Genomic DNA, 22,203 nt, shown 5'->3' with positions numbered 1-22,203 from the left:
TAGGAGGTAATATTATGCCAAGAGTAAAAGGTGGTACAGTTACTCGTCAACGTCGTAAAAAAGTAATTAAATTAGCAAAAGGTTACTACGGTTCAAAAAATACATTATTCAAGGTTGCTAACCAACAGGTTATGAAATCTCTAATGTATGCATTCCGTGACCGCCGTCAAAAGAAACGTGACTTCCGTAAATTATGGATTACACGTATCAACGCAGCAGCTCGTATGAATGGTCTTTCTTACAGCCGCTTAATGCACGGTCTTAAAAATGCTGGCATCGAAGTTAACCGCAAGATGCTTGCTGACTTAGCTGTTCATGACGAAAAAGCTTTCGCTGAATTAGCAACAGTTGCAAAAAACAACATTAACTAATTAATTAGTTGAAACCTTAGAAGAATTTTCTTCTAAGGTTTTTTTATTTGTATTCAAATAGAAGTTAGAAGTGAAAGAAATTCTAAAGATTAACGACTATGTCGTTATCAATATGACAAAATCAATATAAAAGTTATAGCAGTATAGAAGAATATACATATGAAGTCAGGAGAATACTCCTGGCTTTTTTCAATTCTGCTCGTTTGGAAAGAAGAGTATCTTTCCTAGCCGAAACGACACTGCTATAATGGAAAGATGATATGGAACTTTCATCAGATGAACAATTTAAGAGCGATGACTGAAACGTATTTGTAAATTAAGGACAAGCTATTTTATAAAGAGTTAGATAGCTGACTTATTCATAAGAACTGAAACATAATAATGAACTTTGAGATGAAACAACATTGTTGCGTAAAATGCGATGTTGGAGGAGGACAATAGAATGGACTTACTACAACTATTTAAATTACAAAAAGAATTAGATGACCGTATTGCAAAAGAACATGACTTACAACCGAAAAAATTGTTAAAAGAAAAAATGTTAGCTCTTCTTGTAGAAATTGGAGAACTTGCAAATGAGACACGTTGTTTTAAATATTGGAGCAACAAACCAGCATCGGAACGTGAAGTAATATTAGAAGAATACGTAGATGGTTTGCATTTTATTTTATCAATCGGAATTGATTTAGGTATTGATAAAAACTTCCTATTCTATAAATGTGCACAAACGAATAAAACACAAGTGGAAATTTTCTTAGACACATATGCGAAAGTAATTCGTTTTACAGATCAACCATCTATTACAAACTATATTGAATTATTTACGAGCTATCTTCGACTTGGACAAGCACTTGAATTTGAGCAAGAAGAGATTGAAAAAGCATATTTAGATAAAAATGAAGTAAATCATCAGCGTCAAACACAAGGATACTAATTTAATTTTTGAATATTTCAATTTAATTATTGTATAATGAATTGACTGAAGAAAAAGGAGGGTGTTGGCAATGACAAAATTAGACGCGACATTGACAATGCTAAAAGAATTAACGGACGCACGTGGTATTGCTGGTAACGAACGTGAACCACGTGAAGTAATGAAGAAATATATCGAGCCGTTTGCGGACGAACTTTCTACTGATAATTTAGGGAGTTTAGTTGCAAAAAAAGTAGGGGAAGAAAACGGCCCAAAAATTATGGTTGCAGGTCATTTGGATGAAGTTGGATTTATGATTACACAAATCGATGACAAAGGTTTCCTTCGCTTCCAAACGGTTGGTGGCTGGTGGTCACAAGTTATGCTTGCGCAACGCGTGACGATTGTAACGCGTAAAGGAGATGTAACAGGTGTAATTGGTTCAAAACCACCGCACATTTTACCTCCAGAAGCTCGTAAAAAGCCAGTTGAAATTAAAGACATGTTCATCGATATCGGTGCTTCTAGCCAAGAAGAAGCAATGGAGTGGGGCGTACGACCAGGAGATCAAGTTGTACCTTACTTTGAATTCCAAGTGATGAAGAATGAAAAAATGTTACTTGCAAAAGCATGGGATAACCGAATTGGTTGTGCAATTGCAATTGACGTATTAAAACAATTAAAAGGTGAAAAGCATCCAAACGTTGTATACGGCGTTGGAACTGTACAAGAAGAAGTTGGTCTTCGTGGGGCAAAAACATCTGCGAATTATATTAAACCAGATATCGCGTTCGCAGTAGATGTTGGTATCGCTGGAGATACACCGGGTGTAACGTCAAAAGAAGCGCAAAGTAAAATGGGCGATGGACCACAAATTATTTTATATGATGCTTCTGTTATTGGACATACAGGTTTACGTGATTTCGTAGTTGATGTTGCTGATGAATTACAAATCCCGTATCAATATGATTCAGTAGCGGGCGGAGGAACGGATGCGGGTGCGATTCACATTGCTGTAAATGGTATTCCTTCTATGGCAATTACAATTGCAACGCGCTATATCCATTCTCATGCGGCAATGTTACACCGTGATGATTATGAAAATGCAGTGAAGTTAATTGTAGAAGTTATTAAACGTCTTGATAAAGAGGCTGTACATAACATTACATTTAATTAATAGAAAAAGCGAAGGAGATTCTCCTTCGCTTTTTTATGTTTTAAAAAGGCCGTTCTAATCCTGCTGCAGTATGAGCGCCTAAAATAATTAAACGAGTTAATTGCATCGCCATAAAATGCGGAGTATATATCATTCCTCTTTTTAACCATGACATAATCATTCCGATGTGAGCCCCTGTAACATAACTAATCAAAATATCACGAGGAACCATAAGATCTTCATCATCTGGTTGTGAAATAGACAAGCTTAATGTTAAATGCACTTGTATTGTTTTCATCATTTTATAAGAGTAGTTTCCGGCAGCTTTATCCCCAAGCATAACGTTATAAAAGTTTACATTTTCTGCGATATGTTCGAATAAAGCCAAAAATGTAGGGTGAGGTGAATCAAATGTAAGTTGAAAATCTTCTTTATTTCTATTTTTCGGTTTAATTACTTCTGCTAGCTTCTCTAACATTTCTTCAATACTTTTGTCTAATAGGTCATATTTATCATGGTAATGGCTATAAAATGTAGCGCGATTTACAGGAGCGCGTTCTGCGATATGTTGCACAGTTACATTTTCAAAGCCTTTTTCGCCTACTAAAGCGACAAAAGCATCCTGAATGAGTTGTCTCGTTCGCTTTACACGTGGATCATTTGTATTTTTAATAGACATTTTTCTTCTCCTCGTTTAATTTTCTACACTTAAACAACATATTGGTATTATATTGTTGTTTAAGCGACATTTCATACGTAAATTGTCGGTTGTAGATTCAAAATAATTATTTATAATTATAAACGATAGTCCTTCAGAAATCAGCACCGCTCGCAGGTAGATAAATTTCGATTTACGCTGCAGATGGTGTGATTTTTTTGTTAAAAGGTTAATATAATTAACAATTAAACAATCTAAACAATAAGGACATAAATAGTTTAGAAAAAAATTATATGCGATATAAGGAGAGGAATGCAATGAATCAGTTTCGAAGAATGGTAATTATCAACATTATCACATTAATTGTACTAGTTGGCGGCGGTATTGGCGGTTATTACTATTACAACCAAACGGAAAATTACTTAAAAACAGACAATGCAAAGATTGATGGGAAGGTAATTCCGGTTGCTTCACCAGTAGCAGGTAAACTAACTGACTGGAAAGCTGAAGTAGGAAAAAATTATAATGAGAACGATAAACTAGGTACTGTTACTGTAGCGGCAGCTAATGGAGAACAAACAGTAGATGTAACAATTCCACAAAATGCAACGGTTGTACAATCAAACGCAACAACAAATGCTTTCGTTGGAGCTGGTAGCCCGATTGCTTACGCATTCGATATGAACAATTTATGGGTAACAGCAAACATTGAAGAAACAGATGTTGATGATGTTCAAAAAGGTCAAGATGTAGATGTGTATGTAGATGCATACCCAGATACAACGTTAACAGGAAAAGTAGAACAAGTTGGCTTAACAACAGCGAATACATTCTCTATGTTGCCATCAAGCAACGCAACAGCGAACTATACGAAAGTAACACAAGTAGTACCAGTTAAAATTTCTTTAGATCATAGCAAATCAGTAAATATTGTTCCTGGCATGAATGTGACAGTTCGTATTCATAAGTAAGGGGGAGATGAGATGTCCTCAATTGTAATTGCAGGATATGCACTATTTTGTATAATCGTCTTCTTCCTTGTAAATCGTCTTTTGCGAAAGAAAAAAACGAAAATGGGAGAAGAACAAGTCCCAGCCGTAAGTAAAATAGAAATAAGTAAAGTTGAAACAGAAGAGAAAGAAATTGAACGAAAGCAAGAATCGGAAATTTCTAATGTAGTTGAGTTAGAAACAGGAAAGCAAGAAGAAGTAAAACAAGAAAAAGAAGTGCCGAAAAAACAAATGTCTACGCCTGTAGAGAATGTGAACGTAAAAGCAGTTGTAGCTGTATTAATTCTCGGCATGTTCGTTTCTATTTTAAACCAAACAATTATTAACGTTGCATTACCTCCGTTAATGAATGAATTTAACGTATCAACTTCAACAGCACAATGGTTAATTACAGGCTTCATGCTTGTAAATGGTATTTTAGTACCGATTAGTGCATTTTTAGTTTCACGATTTACGTATCGTAAATTATTCGTAGCAGCAATGTTATTCTTTACGGTAGGATCTATCATTTGTGCTACTTCAGGAAACTTTACAATGATGATGACGGGCCGTGTAATTCAAGCGGTTGGTGCGGGTATTTTAATGCCGGTTGGTATGAATATCTTCATGACGTTATTCCCGCCTCATAAACGCGGAGCGGCGATGGGATTACTAGGTGTAGCGATGATTTTAGCTCCAGCTATCGGACCAACTGTAACAGGTTGGGTAATTGAAAATTACAGCTGGAACTTAATGTTCTATGCGATGTTTATTATCGGTTTAATTATTACGTTCCTATCTTTAAAATTCTTTACACTAGCTCAGCCAGTGTCTAAAACGAAATTAGATATATTCGGTGTGGTTAGTTCAAGTATTGGACTAGGAAGCTTATTGTACGGATTTAGTGAAGCTGGAAATAATAGTTGGACTAGTGCAGAAGTTGTTATTTCACTTATCATTGGTGTAATTGGTTTAGCGTTATTTATTTGGAGAGAGTTAACAACGGACAATAAAATGCTTGATTTACAAGTATTTAAATATCCAGTATTTACTTTCACTTTAGTAATTAACGCAATCGTTACGATGGCATTATTCGGAGGTATGTTATTGCTTCCAGTATATCTGCAAAACATTCGTGGCTTTACGCCAATTGAATCTGGTTTACTACTTCTTCCAGGATCATTAATTATGGGGATCATGGGACCAGTAGCGGGTAAATTATTCGATAAATATGGCATTCGTCCATTAGCGATAATTGGATTGGCAATTACGACGTATGCGACATATGAATTTACAAAATTATCGATGGATACACCGTATAGCGTTATTATGACGGATTATATTATACGTTCAATTGGTATGTCATTCATTATGATGCCAATTATGACGGCTGGTATGAACGCGCTGCCGATGAAATTAATTTCTCACGGTACAGCAACGCAAAATACGTCAAGACAAGTAGCGGGTTCAATCGGAACAGCGATTTTAATTACACTTATGACGCAACAAACGACTGCTCACGTAGCAGATTACGGCAACATGTTAACAACATCAAACCCAATTTTAGTTGATAAAATACACGGCATGGGGCAAAGTTTAGCGGCCTTAGCTGGATCAGCTCAAGCAGGAGACGCGATGAGCACACAACTATTATATGGACAAATTTCAAAGCTATCTGCAATTAACGGTATTAACGATGCCTTCTTAATCGCAACGATACTAGCAGGTATCGCTTGGGTGTTATCGTTCTTCTTACCATCAGGCAATAAACCAAATAGAAAAGCAGGGAATTAAATTCCCTGCTTTTTTGTGTTCTTTATGCAGTTAAATATAAAAGCTGGTAACCAGCTACGGAGCACAGCCCTGTTATAAACAAAATTGTTCCCATAGCACGAATACTTGATATTTGTCTGCCGCTTATAATAGCTAATAGTCCAGCTAAAGAGAAGAGACCCCAATATAAAGTTCCTGAAATTGGAATCATCCCCTCTAAGTCTATTCCATAACCTATACAAATGATAGGAACAACGATAAGAGATATGCTAATGAAACCAGCTATAATAGTAAATGATTTACGACACTTCATACCAGCAATAATTAAAAAAATGCCGACGATGAATTCGCATAACATTAAAGTAAAAGCTAAAATCATCCAAATTAATATTCCGAACATTTCTGTATTACCTCCGATTTGTGGGTTTCGAAAAAAGTTATATATAGAATCAATCACTTACAGACATGAGTACCCAGAAGATAACCCCTAATATTCCAATGGTAAAAATAATGAATCCCATATTACGTATACTTTTAATTTTTGCTTGGAATCCACTTATCCCTGCTAATAATCCAGTTAAAGAAAATAGGGTCCAGTAAAGAGCAGTTGGAATGGGGAAGATTGTATCCATATTAATTCCTATACTTAAAAAAACAAAAGGTAGTGTGACAAAGGATAGGCTAAGTAGCCCCATTAAACCAACTAGTAATTTCCGATATTTAATTCCTGTTACTATTAAAAAAATACCACCAGCAATCCCGCATAGTAAGAGAAGTGGCGTGAAAAGCATCCAAATAACACTGAACATATGTAAACTCCTTTATATGAATTAAGTTATATTTTACTACATGAGGTTTATTTTGGATATTATTAATAAATATGTATAAATTGATAGAGATGAGAAGTGATCATACGAATTAATAAAAGAGGTATCGTGAGGATACCTCTTTCTAATTCAAGAATGCCAACAAATTATTCATAATATGAAATAACATAGCTGGAATAATGGATTTTGTTTTTTTACATAAAATAGCCATTAATAATCCCATGAAGAAAGTAATGACCATTACGCCAAGTGAGTATGTATGAGCGATACCGAAGAAGAAGCTTGTTATAATCGCTGCAATCCAAAATGGGAAGCGTTCTGAGAAAAAGCGAAGTATAAAGCCACGGAAAATAAGCTCTTCAAAAATTGGTGTGAGTATTGCAAAGCCGAGAAGTAATAATATTTGATACTGCTTAAAGACATCTAAGTTTAGTGCGGAAGATTGCTGCTTTGTTGCGTCTTGGAACACATAATTTAACAAGATGTAATTGAGTAAAATGTTTATAGCGAAGAAAAGAAGTAAGTATACGTATGTACGCCATTCTCTCAGTGCTTTAAAGTTAAATGATTGTAGTAGTAATTTTTTTGCGGGTTCGAATTTAAAAATGAAGAATAACAACACGGCTAGCTGTAATACAATACTTGCAGTATTTACGATAGATTCATACAGGGCAATTTGTTTTTTATCTGTAAGACCGGCTGTATAAATTGTTAAGGGCATTGCGAGGAACACAGTAATAAGTCCGGTTCCGAAAAAAGCGAATACAACGGAGCTAATAAATTGTCCCCATGACATAGAGTATTTCTGTTCATTAGAAAGTTGTGTAGCGGGTTGCATATGTAGAATCACCTCTTTATATTTGTATATTTAATTATAAGGCATTTTGTTTTCAGGCGTAATATTTAAATATTACATATAAAGGTGTATTTTCCATAAAATAATAAAAGAGGTATCACCCTGTAGTGATGCCTCTTTCTCATTGATAACTATGTTCTGTCTTGTTATTCAATTTTGCTTGCTCTATTTGCAATTCACGCTCTACCAATCGATCTAATTGCTGAATTGCTTTAAGTGCTTTTTCATAAGAAATTGTTCGATAATGATGCGCTCCGCCCGGTTCTTCATCTGCTTCATCTGCCCATTTAATAATATTTTGAAGCGATGTTCTTTCAATTTCTTGTTCCACTAAGAAAGAATCTGTATGAAGAAGAATTGCAATAGAAATTTCTTTTGCTAGTTTTGGATGTTCTCCTAATCTAATAAGTAATTTATGTGCTCTTTCAGCACCTTTAATTGCATGGATATCATTCTTTTTATATAAGTCATAATCCCATTCGCCGCCTGTGTACCACGTATGATGTCCGATATCATGAAGGAAGCTAGCTTTTGTGGCAGCATCGACTGAGGCGTGATGCTTTTTGGCTAGGTGAAACGCATGGTAAGCGACAGCGATCGCGTGGACCATTCCAGAACGGTTTACGTATTTTTGTGTAATGTGGTGTTTAAAAATTTGTTCAAGCGTAATACGGTGCATAAAACATTCACTCCTTTTATCTTATGGTGTATATGAAGAAAAATCGATCGGTTTAAATGTATTTTGAACATTGTACTCCATCATAGTTCGTTAGTAAAGTAGAAATGTTTAGGAGAAGAAAAAATTTTTCTGCAAAAAAATCACCTTAGCTTATGCAAAGGTGATTTTCAAATTACTTATTTTTTTAATCCTTGCTCTAGTGTTTCTAACATTTCGTGCTTTTCATTTTCATCAGCGTTTTTCCAAATGACTTCAAATAAAACGCCAAGACCTGGAAGCATTTTTTCTTCACCGCTTTGAATTGCATCGACGATTGTTTCTTGTAATTGATCTTGTGAATTTCCAGATACATTCGCTAATACGGCACCGCGTAAATTAAAACTCATTGCTTTCACCTCTTCTTCAGAATTGAAACTGACGTTAGTTTTTGTTCTTTTTTATGTAAATATGTATGGAAAATAGGCTATAATGATAAGACAAGAAGAGAGGGAAATACATATTATGAAAAACATTGATTCAGTACAAAATCCGCGTGTAAAGCAGTGGAAAAAGCTGCAAACGAAAAAAGAACGCGATAAAAAAGGTTTATTTTTTGTAGAAGGATTCCACTTAGTCGAGGAAGCTTTGAAGGCAGGAATTGTAACAGAACTTATCGTTTCAGATCAGACAGACCTTCCGAAAGATTGGACAGTTAATGATGTGGAAATGTATATCGTACCTGAGGCGATTGTCAAAATACTTCGTGAAACAGAAACGACACAAGGTGTATTTGCTGTTTGTGAGAAGCATGAGAAAGAAGTAGCTCTTACTGATGGGAAATTCCTTTTATTAGATGGCCTGCAAGACCCAGGTAATTTAGGAACAATTATTCGTACAGCTGATGCAGCTGGTATTCACGCCGTTGTGCTTGGAGAAGGTTGTGTTGATGTTTACAATAGTAAAGTACTCCGCTCTACACAAGGCTCTATTTTCCACTTACCAATTGTAAAAGGGAACTTAGAAGAATGGGTAGACAAGTTAAAAGAAAACAACGTTCCTGTATATGGAACAGCTCTTGAAAATGGAGTTCCGTATGGTGAAGTAACGCCGGCTGGCAGTTTTGCATTAATTGTAGGAAATGAAGGAAATGGCGTACGCCAAGAAATTCTTGCAAAAACGGATCAAAACTTGTATATTCCGATTTACGGCGGGGCAGAATCATTAAATGTTGCGGTTGCAGCAGGGATTTTAACGTATTATTTGCAAAGCCCGGTTGCGAACAAATAAAAAACTTCTTATAATAAGTTGAAGTACATTATATTAAAAGTTAAATAACGAAAAACGTTGATAGAGAAGAGTAACTTACAAAATCGCCATATAGGGAGAGAGTGCCGTAGACTGAAAGCATTCTTATGGTAGACGGAAGTGAATTCACCTCTGGAGTTGACGCCAGGACCATGTATATGTAAAGGCGTTCCGGTCAGAATTGATCGTTATAACTAATGAGTGGGCAGACTTGTTCTGTCAATTTAGGGTGGTACCGCGAATTTACCTCGTCCCTTTTTGGGAGCGAGGTTTTTTTATTTTTAAAATTAGGAGGGTTCCAAAATGGAAGCACGTTTAAAAGAGCTAAAGCAAAAAGCGTTAGAGCTTATTGAAGAAGCGAAAGAGCTAAAGGGCTTAAACGACGTACGCGTAGCGTATTTAGGAAAAAAAGGCCCAATTACAGAAGTATTACGCGGCATGGGAAAATTGTCAGCAGAAGAGCGTCCACGTATGGGAGCATTAGTAAATGAAGTGCGTGAAGCGATTCAAACGCGTTTAGATGACAAAATTAGTAACTTAGAAAAAGCAGTAATCGAAGCGAAATTAGCTACTGAAACAATCGATGTTACACTGCCAGGTCGTCCTGTTGAAACAGGTTGTCACCATCCGTTAACAGCTGTTGTTGAGCAAATTGAAGATGTATTCATCGGTATGGGTTATGAAGTAGCTGAAGGAACAGAAGTAGAAAAAGACTACTACAACTTCGAAGCACTAAACTTACCGAAAGATCACCCAGCGCGTGATATGCAAGATACATTCTACATTACAGAAGAAACGTTACTACGTACACATACATCTTCTGTGCAAGCACGTACGATGGAAAATAATAAAGAAAAAGGCCCAATCAAAATTATTTGTCCTGGTAAAGTGTATCGCCGTGATGACGACGATGCGACGCATTCACATCAGTTCATGCAAATTGAAGGTCTTGTAATTGATAAAAACATTCGTATGAGTGACTTAAAAGGTACACTGCAAGTATTCGTGAAAAAGATGTTCGGTGAAGATCGTGAAATCCGTCTTCGTCCAAGTTTCTTCCCATTCACAGAGCCATCTGTAGAGATGGATATTTCTTGTATGATGTGTCACGGCAAAGGTTGCGGCACTTGTAAAGGAACTGGCTGGATTGAAATTCTAGGCGCAGGTATGGTTCACCCGAACGTACTTGAAATGGCTGGTTATGATTCAAAAGAATATCAAGGTTTCGCATTCGGTATGGGTGCAGAGCGTATCGCAATGTTGAAATACGGAGTAGATGACATTCGTCATTTCTATACAAATGATGTACGTTTCTTACAACAATTCAAACGAGCGTAAGGGAAGGAGAGGATAAATATGTTCGTATCATATCGTTGGTTACAAGAGTATGTAGATATTAAAGATGTAACAGCACAAGAACTAGCAGACAAAATCACGAAAAGTGGTATTGAAGTAGAAGGCGTTGAAGTATTAAATAAAGGTGTAAAAGGTGTTGTAGTTGGTCACGTATTAGAATGTGAAAAACACCCAGAAGCTGATAAATTAAGCAAATGCTTAATCGATATCGGTGAAGAAGAGCCAGTTCAAATTATTTGTGGAGCTGCTAACATTGCAAAAGGTTTAAAAGTACCAGTTGCAAAAGTTGGAGCTGTACTTCCTGGTAACTTCAAAATCAAAAAAGCAAAACTACGCGGTGAAGCTTCTCACGGTATGGTTTGTGCTCTTCAAGAGCTTGGTATTGATGGAAAGTTAGTTTCAAAAGAATACGCAGATGGTATCTTCATCTTCCCAAGTGACGCTGAAGTTGGTGCAGATGCACTTGAAATTTTAAACTTACACGATGAAGTACTTGAGCTTGGCTTAACACCAAACCGTGCAGATTGCTTAAACATGTTAGGTGTTGCTTACGAAGTAGCTGCTATTTATGGCCGTGAAGTAAAACTTCCAGCTATCGACTTACAAGAAACAGCAGAAAAAACTTCTGATTATATTTCTGTAAGCGTAGAAGCGAAAGAAGAAAACCCATTATACATTGCAAAAATGGTTAAAAACGTAAAGATTGGTCCGTCACCAATGTGGATGCAAACTCGTCTTATGGCAGCTGGCATTCGTCCAATTAGCAACGTAGTTGATATTACAAACTACATTTTAATAGAATACGGTCAACCGTTACATGCATTCGATTACGATAAATTAGGTTCAAAAGAAATCGTTGTTCGTCTTGCAAAAGAAGGCGAAAAAATTGAAACGTTAGATGATCAAGAGCGTACATTACAAAGCCACCATCTTGTAATTACAAACGGCACGAAAGCTTTAGCTGTTGCTGGTGTAATGGGCGGGGCGGATTCTGAAGTTACAAATGAGACAGTAAACGTTCTAATTGAGTCTGCATACTTTGCAGGTCAAACAGTACGTCGTACATCAAAAGACTTAGGTCTTCGTAGTGAATCAAGTGCACGTTTCGAAAAAGGAATCGATCCAACACGTACATTTGAAGCAATTCAACACGCAGCTGCTTTAATGGCGAAATATGCTGGCGGTGAAGCACTTGAAGGTGTAGTAGAAGCTGACAACTTACAAGTACAAGAGCGTACAGTATCTGTTACTGCTGAAAAAGTAAACCGTGTATTAGGTACAAATATTTCTGCGAGTGAAATGGGTACAATGTTCACAAACTTGAAATTCCCATTTACAGAAGTAGAAGGAACATTCCATGTAAATGTACCAGCACGTCGTCCTGATATTACAATTTCAGAAGACTTAGTAGAAGAAGTGGGCCGTCTATACGGTTATGACCACATTCCAGTTACATTACCTTCTGGAACGATGACTCGTGGTAAATTAACATCAGCACAAACGAAACGTCGTAAAGTACGCCGCTTCTTAGAGGGTGCTGGTTTATATGAAGCAATTACGTATTCATTAACAAGCGCTGACAAAGCGAAACAATATATGGTTGAGCCAAACGAAAAGGCGCCTGTAGGTCTTGCACTTCCAATGAGTGAAGAACGTAGCCAACTTCGTTTAAGCTTAGTACCGCAATTACTAGAAGCAGTTTCATACAATGTCGCTCGTAAAAACGACAGCGTTGCTTTATACGAAGTAGGTTCTATCTTCTTACCGACAGAAGAAGGAGAACTTCCGAAAGAAGAACAACATCTTGCAGGTGTTATGACAGGTCTTGCTCTTCACCATGCATGGCAAGGTGAGAAGAAAGTAGTAGACTTCTTCGTTGTGAAAGGTGTACTAGAAGGACTATTCGACGTGCTTGGCGTTTCAAATCAAATCACATATGCACCAGCAAAACGTGAAGGTATGCACCCAGGCCGTACAGCTGACATCGTATTAGATGGCGAAGTAATTGGTTTCATCGGTCAATTGCACCCAGAAGCAGAAAAACAATTAGATGTGAAAAATACATTCGTATTTGAATTATCTCTTGTAAAAGTATTCGGTGCAGACGCTGAGGAAACTTACTACTCAGCAATTCCACGTTTCCCATCTATGACACGTGACATGGCTGTTGTAGTAACAAAAGAAACAAAAGCTGGTGAAATGAAGCAAGTCATTGCTGAAGCTGGCGGAGAACTTCTGAAAGACGTAACACTATTCGACTTATACGAAGGTGAAAAAATGGAAGAAGGCAAGAAATCACTTGCATTCTCTATGACTTACTTCGATGCAGAACGTACATTAACAGACGAAGAAGTAACAGAAGCACATAACCGTGTACTAACAACGGTAGAAGCGAAATTCGGTGCGGAGTTACGTAAGTAATTAGAAAATTGCCGGATTCATTCCGGCAATTTTTTTATTGGATTGGTTGTCGGACACTGTCGATAAGTCGATATATTACAAAAATCGCTCATATATTTTCCGACACCTTGCATCTTTCTCTCGAATGTAGTACATTAATTTTAGTTTAACAAAATGAAAGACGATGATAAGGAAAAGTAGTATATACTATAATCCAAAGCGAGTCAGGGACGGTGAGAGCCTGATGAGGCGGTATATGTGAAGAACACCTTGGAGTTGCTAACCGAAATTGAATTTTGTATTCAAGAGTAGACTTAGACGGGAATCCGGCCTGTTACAAACCGGGAAGTATGTATTACATACGAGTTAAAGTTGGTCTTTATGACAAATTGGGTGGTACCGCGAAGTTTAACCTTTCGTCCCTTTATGGATGAAAGGTTTTTTTGTATTTAAATATATGAGCAAAGGAGAATTTCACTATGGAAAACACATTAGTAAAAAGTCTGTATAGAGATACAGAAAAGTATGCAGATCAAACAGTACAAGTATCAGGGTGGATTCGTAACTTACGTGATTCAAAAGCATTTGGTTTCATCGAATTAAACGACGGTAGCTTCTTTAAAAGCGTTCAAATCGTTTTCGATACAGAATTAGAGAACTTCAAAGAAATTGCAAAACTTCCACTTAGCTCTTCAGTTAAAGTAGAAGGTAAAGTAATTGCAACGCCGGGAGCGAAGCAACCATTTGAAATTAAAGCAGAAAAAATTGATATCGAGGGCTTATCAGATTCTGATTACCCACTTCAAAAGAAGCGTCATACGTTTGAATACTTACGTACAATCGCTCACTTACGTCCAAGAACAAATGCATTCTCTGCAACGTTCCGCGTACGTTCTATCGCAGCATTTGCGATTCACCAATTCTTCCAAGAGCGTGGATTCGTACATGTCCACACACCAATCATCACTGGTAGTGATACAGAAGGTGCTGGCGAAATGTTCCGCGTAACAACGCAAGATTTAAATAACCTACCAAAAGGTGAAGACGGAAAAGTTGATGAGTCAAAAGACTTCTTCGGTAAAGAAACAAACTTAACAGTAAGTGGACAGCTGAACGCTGAAGCTTATGCATTAGCATTCCGTGATGTATACACATTCGGACCTACATTCCGTGCAGAAAACTCAAACACAACTCGTCACGCTGCTGAGTTCTGGATGGTTGAGCCTGAGATTGCATTCGCTGAACTAGGTGACGTAATGAACCTTACAGAAGATATGCTGAAATATGCAATGAAATACGTATTAGAGCATGCACCAGAAGAAATGGAATTCTTCAACAGCTTCGTTGATAAAACAGTTCTAGAGCGCATGAACAACGTAATCAACTCTGACTTCGGTCGCATCACATATACAGAAGCAATTAAAGTGCTTCAAGAATCAGGTGCTGACTTCAAATACCCAGTAGAATGGGGAATTGACTTACAAACAGAGCACGAAAGATACTTATCAGAAGAAATCTTCAAACGCCCTGTATTCGTAACTGACTATCCGAAAGACATTAAAGCATTCTACATGCGTTTAAATGAAGACGGTAAAACAGTAGCTGCTACTGACCTTCTAGTTCCTGGCATCGGCGAATTAATCGGCGGAAGCCAACGTGAAGAAAGAATGGACGTTTTAGTAGACAGAATTAAAGAATTAGGTATGAACGAAGAGGACTACTGGTGGTACTTAGAACTTAGAAAATACGGCGGTACAAAACACGCTGGATTCGGTCTAGGTTTCGAGCGCTTCCTAATGTACATCACTGGTATGGCTAACATCCGTGACGTAATTCCATTCCCAAGAACTCCAGGTTCTTCTGAATTCTAAAATATGAAAAAAAGCGAGAGGATTTCCTCTCGCTTTTTATTTTACATATTGTATAGTTTATTCCCTCGTAGCAAAAAGTAACGCGAAGGGGTGAATATAAATGAGTAAAAAAGTGAAAAAAGATCATTCAAGATCGGGCCTAGGTTCTCCAGAAGTTGAAGGACAAGGAACGACGACACATGAAACAGGTTCTCATAAAGTATCTTCATCAAATAAGAAGCAGAAACGAAGCTAACATAACAAAGGAGAGTCTTAAGGGCTCTCCTTTGTTATGTGTTACATCTTATTATCGTTAATTTCTTTTGTAATCTTATTTATGTCTTTGTCTAATCGATCTAAATAGAAAAACCACAGTAAACTTATGAACACGTAATAGATGGCCATCACGCCAAGATTATCAGATATATTTTCGAATGTGGATTTAGTAGTGAAAAAAGCTCCCCAAATGATAGAAATAGTGAGGTAAGAAAGTGGGCCTACGAGGTGTACGAAAGCATATAGTAGCTTTTTAACTTTTACAGCGTTCATATGAAAAACCTCCTTTTTCTAATCATACATTCAAGTTCTTCACAGAAGTGTTGTAGTTTTGCTGGATTATGTATTAACAAGCGTGCATCGTGTTTCCCGATAAATCTTCGAATCCGAAAGTTTAATAAGAAAGATCGACCGTAGCGCTCTATTAAATCGTTGAAAGCTGGCTGTTCACTTAGTAGCTGAATGTTTTCTCTAATTTCGAACTGTCTTTCATGTGGATCACCTAGTAAAATATTTAGAATCATTTGTAGAAGTAGCAATGTAGATCTCCTCCTATGTTAGAATAATCTGTATATTATAATTATAACAAAACTATAAGGACAATAGTAGGATGAAACAAAAACAGGAGTTTGTAGGCTCCTGTTTTTGTCGATACTATTTTAATAAGCGAAGCGCCTTCTCCGTATTAGCAAAATGCAGTTTCACAAACTCGGGTAATCGTTCTTTACCAAGCTTTTGAATTAATTTAGCAGCAGCGATATCAACTTGTTTACCAGCACCTTTCGGAAGTGGCATACCAGCTTTTTTAATTAGTTCGTCAAACTGTTTTACGAATGAGTAGCGAGCTAAAATAGAAGCAGCGGCTACTGCTAAATGGACGCTTTCACCTTTTGTAGCGAAATAAACATTTTCACGCTGTACCTGTTTTTGTTTTGCTAAATATTTGTAGTATGTATCAGGTTGTGTGAATTGGTCGATTAAGACGCCTTCAGGTTTTGTAGGTGCCATTTTCGCTAATAAGTTTGTAATAGCTTTATTATGTAGCAAGGCTTTTAACTTACCTTGGTTGTTGCCTTTATCAAATAGCTCGTTATATTTTTCATTATGAAGGACAAGAGAGCTGTAAGGAACAACGTGTAGAAGTTGTTTCGCAATGGCAGTAATTTGATCGTCATTTAAGTTTTTAGAGTCTTTTACACCAAGTTCTTTTAGTAGTGGAATTTGCTTCGCATCCACATATACAGCAACGACTGTCATCGGTCCAAAGAAATCACCAGTACCAACTTCATCAGACCCTACAATAGACATTGTACTGATGGAAGTAGGCGGCGCATAACGATGGGAATCGACAGATTTTTTTACAGCTGTTTTCGGCGCGTGAGAGACAGTTTGCCAACGAGAAGCTTCTGCTTCAGCGCGGCCTCCTTGGAACATTACTTTTCCAGATTTATACGCTGTAATCGTGCAAGATGGCACCTTAGCCATAAAGATACCGCCTTGCGGAATTTTCGGGCTAAGCGAATGTTTATATTGTTGTTTCATGTCTTCAATTACTGTAGAATTTGTTTGAATTACGATAGAATTTGACATAATGGTCGCCCCTTTTTTTATATTGTTATTTTTATCATATCGGATTGTTCTTTCTGTTTCCATATTATGAAGGTTCATGGTATGATAAACTTTAGGATTCTGTACGTGATTGGAGGCCGGTGAGTTGTCACAACAAAAGGGAAAGAAAAGTCGAATTAATGTAGAAATCTATGGTCAGCAATATTCAGTTGTTGGCGATGAAAGTACAAGTCATATCCGCATGGTAGCAGCGATTGTGGATGATAAAATGCGCGAACTCAATGCCAAGAATCCTTCGCTTGACACGAGTAGACTAGCGGTATTGACGGCGGTAAACGTCATACACGATTACATAAAATTAAAAGAAGAACATGAGAAATTGAAAGAAAGTATGACAAAAAAAGGAATGGAATAACATGATTGATATTATTATCATTTTACTGCTTGTTATGGGATTTTTCCTCGGCTTACGCAGAGGGTTTATTCTGCAACTTGTAAAGTTAACAAGCTTTATTATCGCATACCTTGTTGCATACTGGTACTGTAAAGATTTAGCGCCAGCACTTGCGAAATTTATTCCGTATCCATTTGATAAAAACGTATCTGTTCCAGAATGGATTGATGCAAATAATATTGAGACAGTATTTTATCAAGCGCTTGCGTTTATCATATTGTTTATTATTACAAAAATAGCACTTTCATTACTTGGTAATTTGTTAAATATGTTTGCAGAAATACCGGTTTTAAAGCAAGTAAATGCGTTTGCGGGGGCAATCCTCGGATTTTTAGAAGTATATATTGTTTTGTTTGTCTTAATTATCATTGGAAACATTCTTCCGATTGAACAAGTACAAACACCATTACAAAAATCATCAATTAGCAAAATAATTGTAGACGATACACCGATTCTATCTGAAAAGGTGAAGGAACTATGGCAGACAGGTAGCAGAGTATAACTTCTCTTTTTTCGGAAAGAGAAGTTTTTTTCTATGAAAGAAAGGCGGGGTAATGATGAAAGTAAATAAAAAACAAGTTATCAAATTATTAGAGACAATCGGGCTTTTTATGGAACTAAAGGGTGCGAATCCATTTAAAATATCTGCATTTCGTAAAGCGGCAGCAGCATTAGAAAGTGACGATCGTAGTCTTTCTGAGATTGAAGATTTCACAAAGATTCCGGGCATCGGAAAAGGAACAGCAGCCGTTATTCAAGAATATATAGAATCGGGAACATCTGAAGTATTACAAGAACTTGAAAAAGAAGTACCGAGTAGCTTATTGCCGTTATTAAAACTACCAGGTCTTGGTGGTAAAAAGGTGGCTAAGTTATATAAAGAGCTAGGCGTTATTGATATGGAGACGTTAAAAGCTGCTTGTGAGGAAAATAAAGTACAAGCTTTAGCTGGTTTCGGTAAGAAGACAGAAGAGAAAATATTAGAAGCAATCGATCAAGTAGGCTCTCGTCCAGAGCGTTTACCAATTGCGATGGTATTGCCTATTGCCGGGGAAATAGAGGAGAAATTGTCGAATATTGCTGAAGTAATTCGTTTCTCTCGCGCTGGTAGTTTGCGCCGTGTTCGTGAAACAGTGAAAGATTTAGATTTTATCATTGCAACGACAGAACCAGCAGCGGTACGTGAGCATTTACTACAATTCGATAATATGATTGAGGTAATCGCAAGTGGGGATACGAAAGTTTCTGTTCGTCTTCAATATGAATATGATATTTCAATCGATTTCCGCTTAGTAAAACCAGAAGAGTTTATTACAACACTTCACCATTTCACAGGATCAAAAGACCATAACGTAAAAATGCGTCAAATCGCAAAAGATAAAGGCGAGAAAATTAGTGAGTACGGTGTAGAGAACTTAGAAACAGGTGAAGTGAAAACATTTGAGACTGAAGAAGACTTCTTTGCTCATTTCGGTCTACCATTTATTCCGCCAGAAGTGCGTGAAGATGGAAAAGAAATTGAATTAATTAAAGAGTATCCGAACTTAATTCAGTTTTCCGATATACAAGGTGATTTACATATGCATACAACTTGGAGTGACGGTGCTTTTTCTATTGAAGAAATGGTACAAGCGTGCCGTGCTCGTGGATATAAGTTTATGGCGATTACTGATCACTCGCAATACTTAAAAGTAGCGAATGGTTTAACGAAAGAGCGTCTTCGTGAGCAAGCGAAAGAAATTGAACGTATGAATGAAAAGTATCCAGACATTACAATTTTACGCGGAATTGAAATGGACATTTTACCAGATGCCTCGCTTGATTTTGATGATGAAGTATTAGAAGAATTAGACTATGTCATTGGAGCGATTCACTCTAGCTTCTCACAAGACCGTGAAACGATCATGAAGCGTCTGCGTACTGCACTTGAGAATAAACATGTCACAATGATTGCTCATCCGACAGGACGTCTTCTCGGGCGCCGTGAGGGTTATGATGTAGATACAGATTTATTAATTGAACTCGCAAAAGAGACAAATACAGTTTTAGAATTAAATGCGAATCCGAACCGTCTAGATTTAAGCGCGAAATTATTAAAACAAGCACAAGATGCTGGTGTAAAAGTAGCGATTAATACAGATGCTCATACACTTGAAATGTTGGAAGATATGGAAACAGGTGTAGCAGCAGCACGTAAAGGTTGGATTCAAAAAGATAACGTGATTAACACATGGGATATTGAACGTTTATTAGACTATATTAAACGTAATAAGTAACGCAAGGGGGACCTGCAACATGTTAGAAAGAACGTTGCGTGTATTAGAATACAATAAAGTAAAAGAACAATTACTTGAACATACAGCCTCTTCACTTGGCCGTGACAAAGTGAAGCATTTAGTGCCGAGCACTGATTTTGAAGAAATTGTAGAAATGCAAGATACAACGGATGAAGCAGCGAAAGTTATTCGTTTAAAAGGTAGTGCACCATTAGGTGGTATTACGGATATTCGCTCAAATGTGAAGCGTGCAAAAATTGGGAGTATGTTAAGTCCAAATGAATTACTTGATATTGCGAATACGATGTATGGTAGTCGTAATATGAAACGTTTCATTGAAGATATGGCTGATAACGGTGTCGAGCTTCCGATTTTAGAAACTCACGTCGCTCAAATTGTATCTTTATATGATTTAGAAAAGAAAATTACAAATTGTATCGGTGACGGTGGTGAAGTAGTCGATAGCGCAAGTGATAAACTGCGTGGTATTCGTACTCAAATTCGTACTGCGGAAAGCCGTATTCGTGAAAAATTAGAAAATATGACGCGCTCTTCAAATGCGCAAAAGATGCTGTCTGACTCGATTGTAACGATTCGTAACGAACGTTACGTAATCCCAGTAAAACAAGAATACCGCGGCGTATATGGTGGTATTGTTCACGATCAATCAGCTTCTGGACAAACGTTATTTATTGAACCGCAAGTCATTGTAGAATTAAATAACGCACTGCAAGAAGCTCGTGTGAAAGAGAAACAAGAAGTCGAACGCATCTTATTGATGTTAACAGAAGAAGTGGCAGTAGAAGCCGATATCGTTTTATCAAATGTAGAAGTAGTTGCGAATCTTGATTTCATTTTTGCGAAAGCTTTTTATGCAAAGCGAATTAAAGCAACGAAACCAATCGTAAATAACGAGCGTTATATGGATTTAAGACAAGCTCGCCATCCGCTAATCGATCCAGAAATTATTGTGCCAAATAACATTATGTTAGGTAAAGATTTCACGACAATTGTTATTACAGGACCGAATACAGGTGGTAAAACAGTTACGCTGAAAACAGTTGGTATTTGTGTTTTAATGGCGCAATCTGGTCTTCACATTCCAGTAATGGATGAGTCAGAGATTTGTGTGTTTAAAAATATATTTGCTGATATCGGTGATGAGCAATCGATTGAACAAAGTTTAAGTACGTTCTCCTCACATATGGTGAACATCGTTGATATTTTAGAAAAAGCTGATTTTGAAAGCTTAGTTTTATTCGATGAATTAGGTGCTGGAACAGACCCACAAGAAGGTGCTGCACTAGCAATTTCGATTTTAGATGAAGTATGTAATCGCGGTGCTCGCGTTGTTGCAACGACGCATTATCCAGAATTAAAAGCATACGGATATAACCGTGAGCAAGTTATTAATGCGAGTGTTGAGTTTGATGTAAATACATTAAGTCCAACTTATAAATTATTAATCGGTGTACCAGGCCGTAGTAATGCCTTTGAAATTTCGAAACGTCTTGGATTATCTGATCGCGTTATTGACCAAGCACGCAACCACATTAGTACAGATACGAATAAAATTGAAAATATGATTGCGAAGTTAGAAGAAAGCCAGAAGAACGCAGAGCGTGACTGGAACGAAGCAGAAGCACTTCGCAAACAATCTGAAAAACTTCATCGTGAATTACAACGTCAAATCATTGAATTTAACGAAGATCGCGATGAACGATTATTAAAAGCGCAAAAAGAAGGGGAAGAAAAAGTCGAAGCCGCAAAGAAAGAAGCAGAAGGCATTATTCAAGAACTTCGTCAATTGCGTAAAGCACAGCTTGCAAACGTGAAAGATCACGAGTTAATTGAAGCGAAGAGCCGTCTAGAAGGCGCAGCACCAGAGCTTGTTAAGAAACAAAAAGTAAACGTGAAAAACACTGCGCCGAAGCAACAGTTACGTGCAGGTGATGAAGTAAAAGTATTAACGTTCGGTCAAAAAGGTCAATTACTTGAAAAAGTAAGCGATACTGAGTGGAGCGTACAAATCGGTATTCTGAAGATGAAAGTAAAAGAATCTAACATGGAATACATTAACACACCGAAGCAAACAGAGAAAAAAGCAGTTGCAACGGTAAAAGGTAGAGACTATCACGTTTCATTAGAACTTGACCTTCGTGGTGAACGATTTGAAAATGCAATGGCGCGCGTTGAGAAATACTTAGACGATGCCCAGCTTGCAAGCTATCCTCGCGTATCAATTATTCACGGTAAAGGGACAGGAGCACTTCGCCAAGGTGTACAAGATTACTTGAAGAAGCATCGCGGTGTAAAAACCTTCCGTTACGGTGACATGGGCGAGGGAGGCCTAGGCGTAACAGTTGTCGAATTAAAATAGAAAACAACGAAACAAAGGGGAAACCATTATATGTTTATGGACAAACTTGCAAAAGTATTGTTAGCTTGTTGCGGAATATTTTTGGTGATTGGGGTTATTTATTTAGTTGTTTTTGCGAAGTGAAAAAGCGTCAATC

General features: G+C 37.2%; 23 protein-coding genes and 2 other annotated features. Of the genes, 14 read left to right on the top strand and 9 right to left on the bottom strand.

All coding sequences use genetic code 11. From position 1 onward, the window contains the following. Positions 1-14: 14 nt before the first annotated feature. From rplT to EBQ15_RS03355, 3 genes are all read left to right on the top strand, one after another. A complete protein-coding gene (gene rplT, locus EBQ15_RS03365) occupies positions 15-371 on the top strand; it encodes a 50S ribosomal protein L20 (RefSeq protein WP_001138362.1) in 357 nt (118 codons plus the stop codon). A 442-nt stretch (positions 372-813) separates the two neighbouring features. Continuing rightward, the gene (locus EBQ15_RS03360; RefSeq protein WP_000365050.1) at positions 814-1,305 is read left to right on the top strand and encodes a dUTP diphosphatase; all 492 of its coding nucleotides are present in this window, start codon (positions 814-816) and stop codon (positions 1,303-1,305) included. A gap of 70 nt (positions 1,306-1,375) precedes the next feature. After that, positions 1,376-2,461, top strand: a complete 1,086-nt coding sequence (locus EBQ15_RS03355; RefSeq protein ID WP_000163557.1) for a M42 family metallopeptidase — start codon at positions 1,376-1,378, stop codon at positions 2,459-2,461. Positions 2,462-2,501: 40 nt separating this feature from the next. Here the strand turns inward: EBQ15_RS03355 and EBQ15_RS03350 are convergent, their stop codons facing one another. Beyond that, positions 2,502-3,119, bottom strand: a complete 618-nt coding sequence (locus EBQ15_RS03350; RefSeq protein ID WP_000023661.1) for a TetR/AcrR family transcriptional regulator — start codon at positions 3,117-3,119, stop codon at positions 2,502-2,504. Between the two features lie 296 nt (positions 3,120-3,415). Between EBQ15_RS03350 and EBQ15_RS03345 the strand changes: the two genes are divergently transcribed. Further along, a complete protein-coding gene (locus EBQ15_RS03345; protein ID WP_001071419.1) occupies positions 3,416-4,069 on the top strand; it encodes an HlyD family secretion protein in 654 nt (217 codons plus the stop codon). Between the two features lie 12 nt (positions 4,070-4,081). Continuing rightward, on the top strand, positions 4,082-5,881 hold the full coding sequence (locus EBQ15_RS03340) for a DHA2 family efflux MFS transporter permease subunit (RefSeq protein ID WP_000095271.1): 1,800 nt from the start codon (positions 4,082-4,084) through the stop codon (positions 5,879-5,881). A 22-nt stretch (positions 5,882-5,903) separates the two neighbouring features. Here EBQ15_RS03340 and EBQ15_RS03335 read toward each other — a convergent pair whose 3' ends face one another. The 5 genes from EBQ15_RS03335 to sspI form a co-directional block, all read right to left on the bottom strand. Beyond that, positions 5,904-6,260 carry a hypothetical protein gene (locus tag EBQ15_RS03335; protein ID WP_001986669.1) on the bottom strand — a complete coding sequence of 119 codons (357 nt, stop codon included), beginning with the start codon at positions 6,258-6,260 and terminating at the stop codon, positions 5,904-5,906. 49 nt (positions 6,261-6,309) lie between these two features. Continuing rightward, complete coding sequence (locus EBQ15_RS03330) at positions 6,310-6,669, bottom strand: hypothetical protein (RefSeq protein ID WP_000493176.1); 360 nt, start codon at positions 6,667-6,669, stop codon at positions 6,310-6,312. Positions 6,670-6,811: 142 nt separating this feature from the next. Further along, the gene (locus EBQ15_RS03325) at positions 6,812-7,525 is read right to left on the bottom strand and encodes a CPBP family intramembrane glutamic endopeptidase (RefSeq protein ID WP_001182122.1); all 714 of its coding nucleotides are present in this window, start codon (positions 7,523-7,525) and stop codon (positions 6,812-6,814) included. A gap of 139 nt (positions 7,526-7,664) precedes the next feature. Next, on the bottom strand, positions 7,665-8,222 hold the full coding sequence (locus EBQ15_RS03320; RefSeq protein ID WP_000554801.1) for an HD domain-containing protein: 558 nt from the start codon (positions 8,220-8,222) through the stop codon (positions 7,665-7,667). A gap of 176 nt (positions 8,223-8,398) precedes the next feature. Continuing rightward, a complete protein-coding gene (gene sspI / locus EBQ15_RS03315) occupies positions 8,399-8,608 on the bottom strand; it encodes a small acid-soluble spore protein SspI (protein ID WP_000009509.1) in 210 nt (69 codons plus the stop codon). A gap of 82 nt (positions 8,609-8,690) precedes the next feature. On the opposite strand from sspI, the gene EBQ15_RS03310 reads away from it, so the two are divergent. The 5 genes from EBQ15_RS03310 (at position 8,691) to EBQ15_RS03290 (ending at position 15,368) form a co-directional block, all read left to right on the top strand. Then, a complete protein-coding gene (locus tag EBQ15_RS03310) occupies positions 8,691-9,488 on the top strand; it encodes a TrmH family RNA methyltransferase (protein ID WP_001986644.1) in 798 nt (265 codons plus the stop codon). Positions 9,489-9,536: 48 nt separating this feature from the next. After that, positions 9,537-9,765 (top strand) — a binding site (T-box leader). Between the two features lie 44 nt (positions 9,766-9,809). Then, a complete protein-coding gene (pheS, locus tag EBQ15_RS03305; protein ID WP_000388219.1) occupies positions 9,810-10,844 on the top strand; it encodes a phenylalanine--tRNA ligase subunit alpha in 1,035 nt (344 codons plus the stop codon). An 18-nt stretch (positions 10,845-10,862) separates the two neighbouring features. Continuing rightward, positions 10,863-13,283, top strand: coding sequence for a phenylalanine--tRNA ligase subunit beta (gene pheT / locus EBQ15_RS03300; protein WP_000498173.1), 2,421 nt, complete (start codon positions 10,863-10,865; stop codon positions 13,281-13,283). A 154-nt stretch (positions 13,284-13,437) separates the two neighbouring features. Then, positions 13,438-13,689: a binding site (T-box leader), on the top strand. 52 nt (positions 13,690-13,741) lie between these two features. After that, complete coding sequence (gene asnS, locus EBQ15_RS03295) at positions 13,742-15,133, top strand: asparagine--tRNA ligase (RefSeq protein WP_000432177.1); 1,392 nt, start codon at positions 13,742-13,744, stop codon at positions 15,131-15,133. A 100-nt stretch (positions 15,134-15,233) separates the two neighbouring features. Beyond that, the gene (locus tag EBQ15_RS03290) at positions 15,234-15,368 is read left to right on the top strand and encodes a YuzL family protein (RefSeq protein WP_000039590.1); all 135 of its coding nucleotides are present in this window, start codon (positions 15,234-15,236) and stop codon (positions 15,366-15,368) included. A 41-nt stretch (positions 15,369-15,409) separates the two neighbouring features. Here EBQ15_RS03290 and EBQ15_RS03285 read toward each other — a convergent pair whose 3' ends face one another. The 3 genes from EBQ15_RS03285 to rnhC all read right to left on the bottom strand — a co-directional run bounded on the left by EBQ15_RS03285 (position 15,410) and on the right by rnhC (position 16,978). Next, positions 15,410-15,661 carry a hypothetical protein gene (locus tag EBQ15_RS03285; protein WP_000994749.1) on the bottom strand — a complete coding sequence of 84 codons (252 nt, stop codon included), beginning with the start codon at positions 15,659-15,661 and terminating at the stop codon, positions 15,410-15,412. Beyond that, on the bottom strand, positions 15,658-15,927 hold the full coding sequence (locus EBQ15_RS03280) for a hypothetical protein (RefSeq protein ID WP_000925537.1): 270 nt from the start codon (positions 15,925-15,927) through the stop codon (positions 15,658-15,660). The genes EBQ15_RS03285 and EBQ15_RS03280 overlap by 4 nt, the downstream gene beginning before the upstream one ends. Before the next feature lie 115 nt (positions 15,928-16,042). Then, positions 16,043-16,978: a ribonuclease HIII gene (rnhC, locus tag EBQ15_RS03275; RefSeq protein ID WP_000071569.1), complete on the bottom strand. Its 936-nt coding sequence runs from the start codon at positions 16,976-16,978 to the stop codon at positions 16,043-16,045. 124 nt (positions 16,979-17,102) lie between these two features. Between rnhC and zapA the strand changes: the two genes are divergently transcribed. The 4 genes from zapA to EBQ15_RS03255 are packed head-to-tail and all read left to right on the top strand — an operon-like array spanning position 17,103 to position 22,067. Next, complete coding sequence (gene zapA / locus EBQ15_RS03270; protein WP_000082701.1) at positions 17,103-17,372, top strand: cell division protein ZapA; 270 nt, start codon at positions 17,103-17,105, stop codon at positions 17,370-17,372. 1 nt (position 17,373) lies between these two features. After that, on the top strand, positions 17,374-17,913 hold the full coding sequence (locus EBQ15_RS03265; RefSeq protein WP_000565412.1) for a CvpA family protein: 540 nt from the start codon (positions 17,374-17,376) through the stop codon (positions 17,911-17,913). Between the two features lie 55 nt (positions 17,914-17,968). Continuing rightward, the gene (polX, locus tag EBQ15_RS03260) at positions 17,969-19,687 is read left to right on the top strand and encodes a DNA polymerase/3'-5' exonuclease PolX (protein ID WP_000867517.1); all 1,719 of its coding nucleotides are present in this window, start codon (positions 17,969-17,971) and stop codon (positions 19,685-19,687) included. 19 nt (positions 19,688-19,706) lie between these two features. Next, positions 19,707-22,067, top strand: coding sequence for an endonuclease MutS2 (locus EBQ15_RS03255; protein WP_000893716.1), 2,361 nt, complete (start codon positions 19,707-19,709; stop codon positions 22,065-22,067). Positions 22,068-22,203 lie beyond the last annotated feature (136 nt).

This window comes from Bacillus sp. 2D03 (assembly GCF_003946765.1).
Lineage (GTDB): Bacteria > Bacillota > Bacilli > Bacillales > Bacillaceae_G > Bacillus_A > Bacillus_A cereus.
The sequence above is the reverse complement of the archived record's forward strand: the minus strand, read 5'-3'. Positions and strand labels throughout refer to the sequence as shown.

Coding starts and splice junctions, on each gene's coding strand:
- rplT (WP_001138362.1), top strand. CDS start 15: ATGCCAAGAGTAAAAGGTGGTACAGTTACTCGTCAACGTCGTAAAAAA.
- EBQ15_RS03360 (WP_000365050.1), top strand. CDS start 814: ATGGACTTACTACAACTATTTAAATTACAAAAAGAATTAGATGACCGT.
- EBQ15_RS03355 (WP_000163557.1), top strand. CDS start 1,376: ATGACAAAATTAGACGCGACATTGACAATGCTAAAAGAATTAACGGAC.
- EBQ15_RS03350 (WP_000023661.1), bottom strand. CDS start 3,119: ATGTCTATTAAAAATACAAATGATCCACGTGTAAAGCGAACGAGACAA.
- EBQ15_RS03345 (WP_001071419.1), top strand. CDS start 3,416: ATGAATCAGTTTCGAAGAATGGTAATTATCAACATTATCACATTAATT.
- EBQ15_RS03340 (WP_000095271.1), top strand. CDS start 4,082: ATGTCCTCAATTGTAATTGCAGGATATGCACTATTTTGTATAATCGTC.
- EBQ15_RS03335 (WP_001986669.1), bottom strand. CDS start 6,260: ATGTTCGGAATATTAATTTGGATGATTTTAGCTTTTACTTTAATGTTA.
- EBQ15_RS03330 (WP_000493176.1), bottom strand. CDS start 6,669: ATGTTCAGTGTTATTTGGATGCTTTTCACGCCACTTCTCTTACTATGC.
- EBQ15_RS03325 (WP_001182122.1), bottom strand. CDS start 7,525: ATGCAACCCGCTACACAACTTTCTAATGAACAGAAATACTCTATGTCA.
- EBQ15_RS03320 (WP_000554801.1), bottom strand. CDS start 8,222: ATGCACCGTATTACGCTTGAACAAATTTTTAAACACCACATTACACAA.
- sspI (WP_000009509.1), bottom strand. CDS start 8,608: ATGAGTTTTAATTTACGCGGTGCCGTATTAGCGAATGTATCTGGAAAT.
- EBQ15_RS03310 (WP_001986644.1), top strand. CDS start 8,691: ATGATAAGACAAGAAGAGAGGGAAATACATATTATGAAAAACATTGAT.
- pheS (WP_000388219.1), top strand. CDS start 9,810: ATGGAAGCACGTTTAAAAGAGCTAAAGCAAAAAGCGTTAGAGCTTATT.
- pheT (WP_000498173.1), top strand. CDS start 10,863: ATGTTCGTATCATATCGTTGGTTACAAGAGTATGTAGATATTAAAGAT.
- asnS (WP_000432177.1), top strand. CDS start 13,742: ATGGAAAACACATTAGTAAAAAGTCTGTATAGAGATACAGAAAAGTAT.
- EBQ15_RS03290 (WP_000039590.1), top strand. CDS start 15,234: ATGAGTAAAAAAGTGAAAAAAGATCATTCAAGATCGGGCCTAGGTTCT.
- EBQ15_RS03285 (WP_000994749.1), bottom strand. CDS start 15,661: ATGAACGCTGTAAAAGTTAAAAAGCTACTATATGCTTTCGTACACCTC.
- rnhC (WP_000071569.1), bottom strand. CDS start 16,978: ATGTCAAATTCTATCGTAATTCAAACAAATTCTACAGTAATTGAAGAC.
- EBQ15_RS03265 (WP_000565412.1), top strand. CDS start 17,374: ATGATTGATATTATTATCATTTTACTGCTTGTTATGGGATTTTTCCTC.
- polX (WP_000867517.1), top strand. CDS start 17,969: ATGAAAGTAAATAAAAAACAAGTTATCAAATTATTAGAGACAATCGGG.
- EBQ15_RS03255 (WP_000893716.1), top strand. CDS start 19,707: ATGTTAGAAAGAACGTTGCGTGTATTAGAATACAATAAAGTAAAAGAA.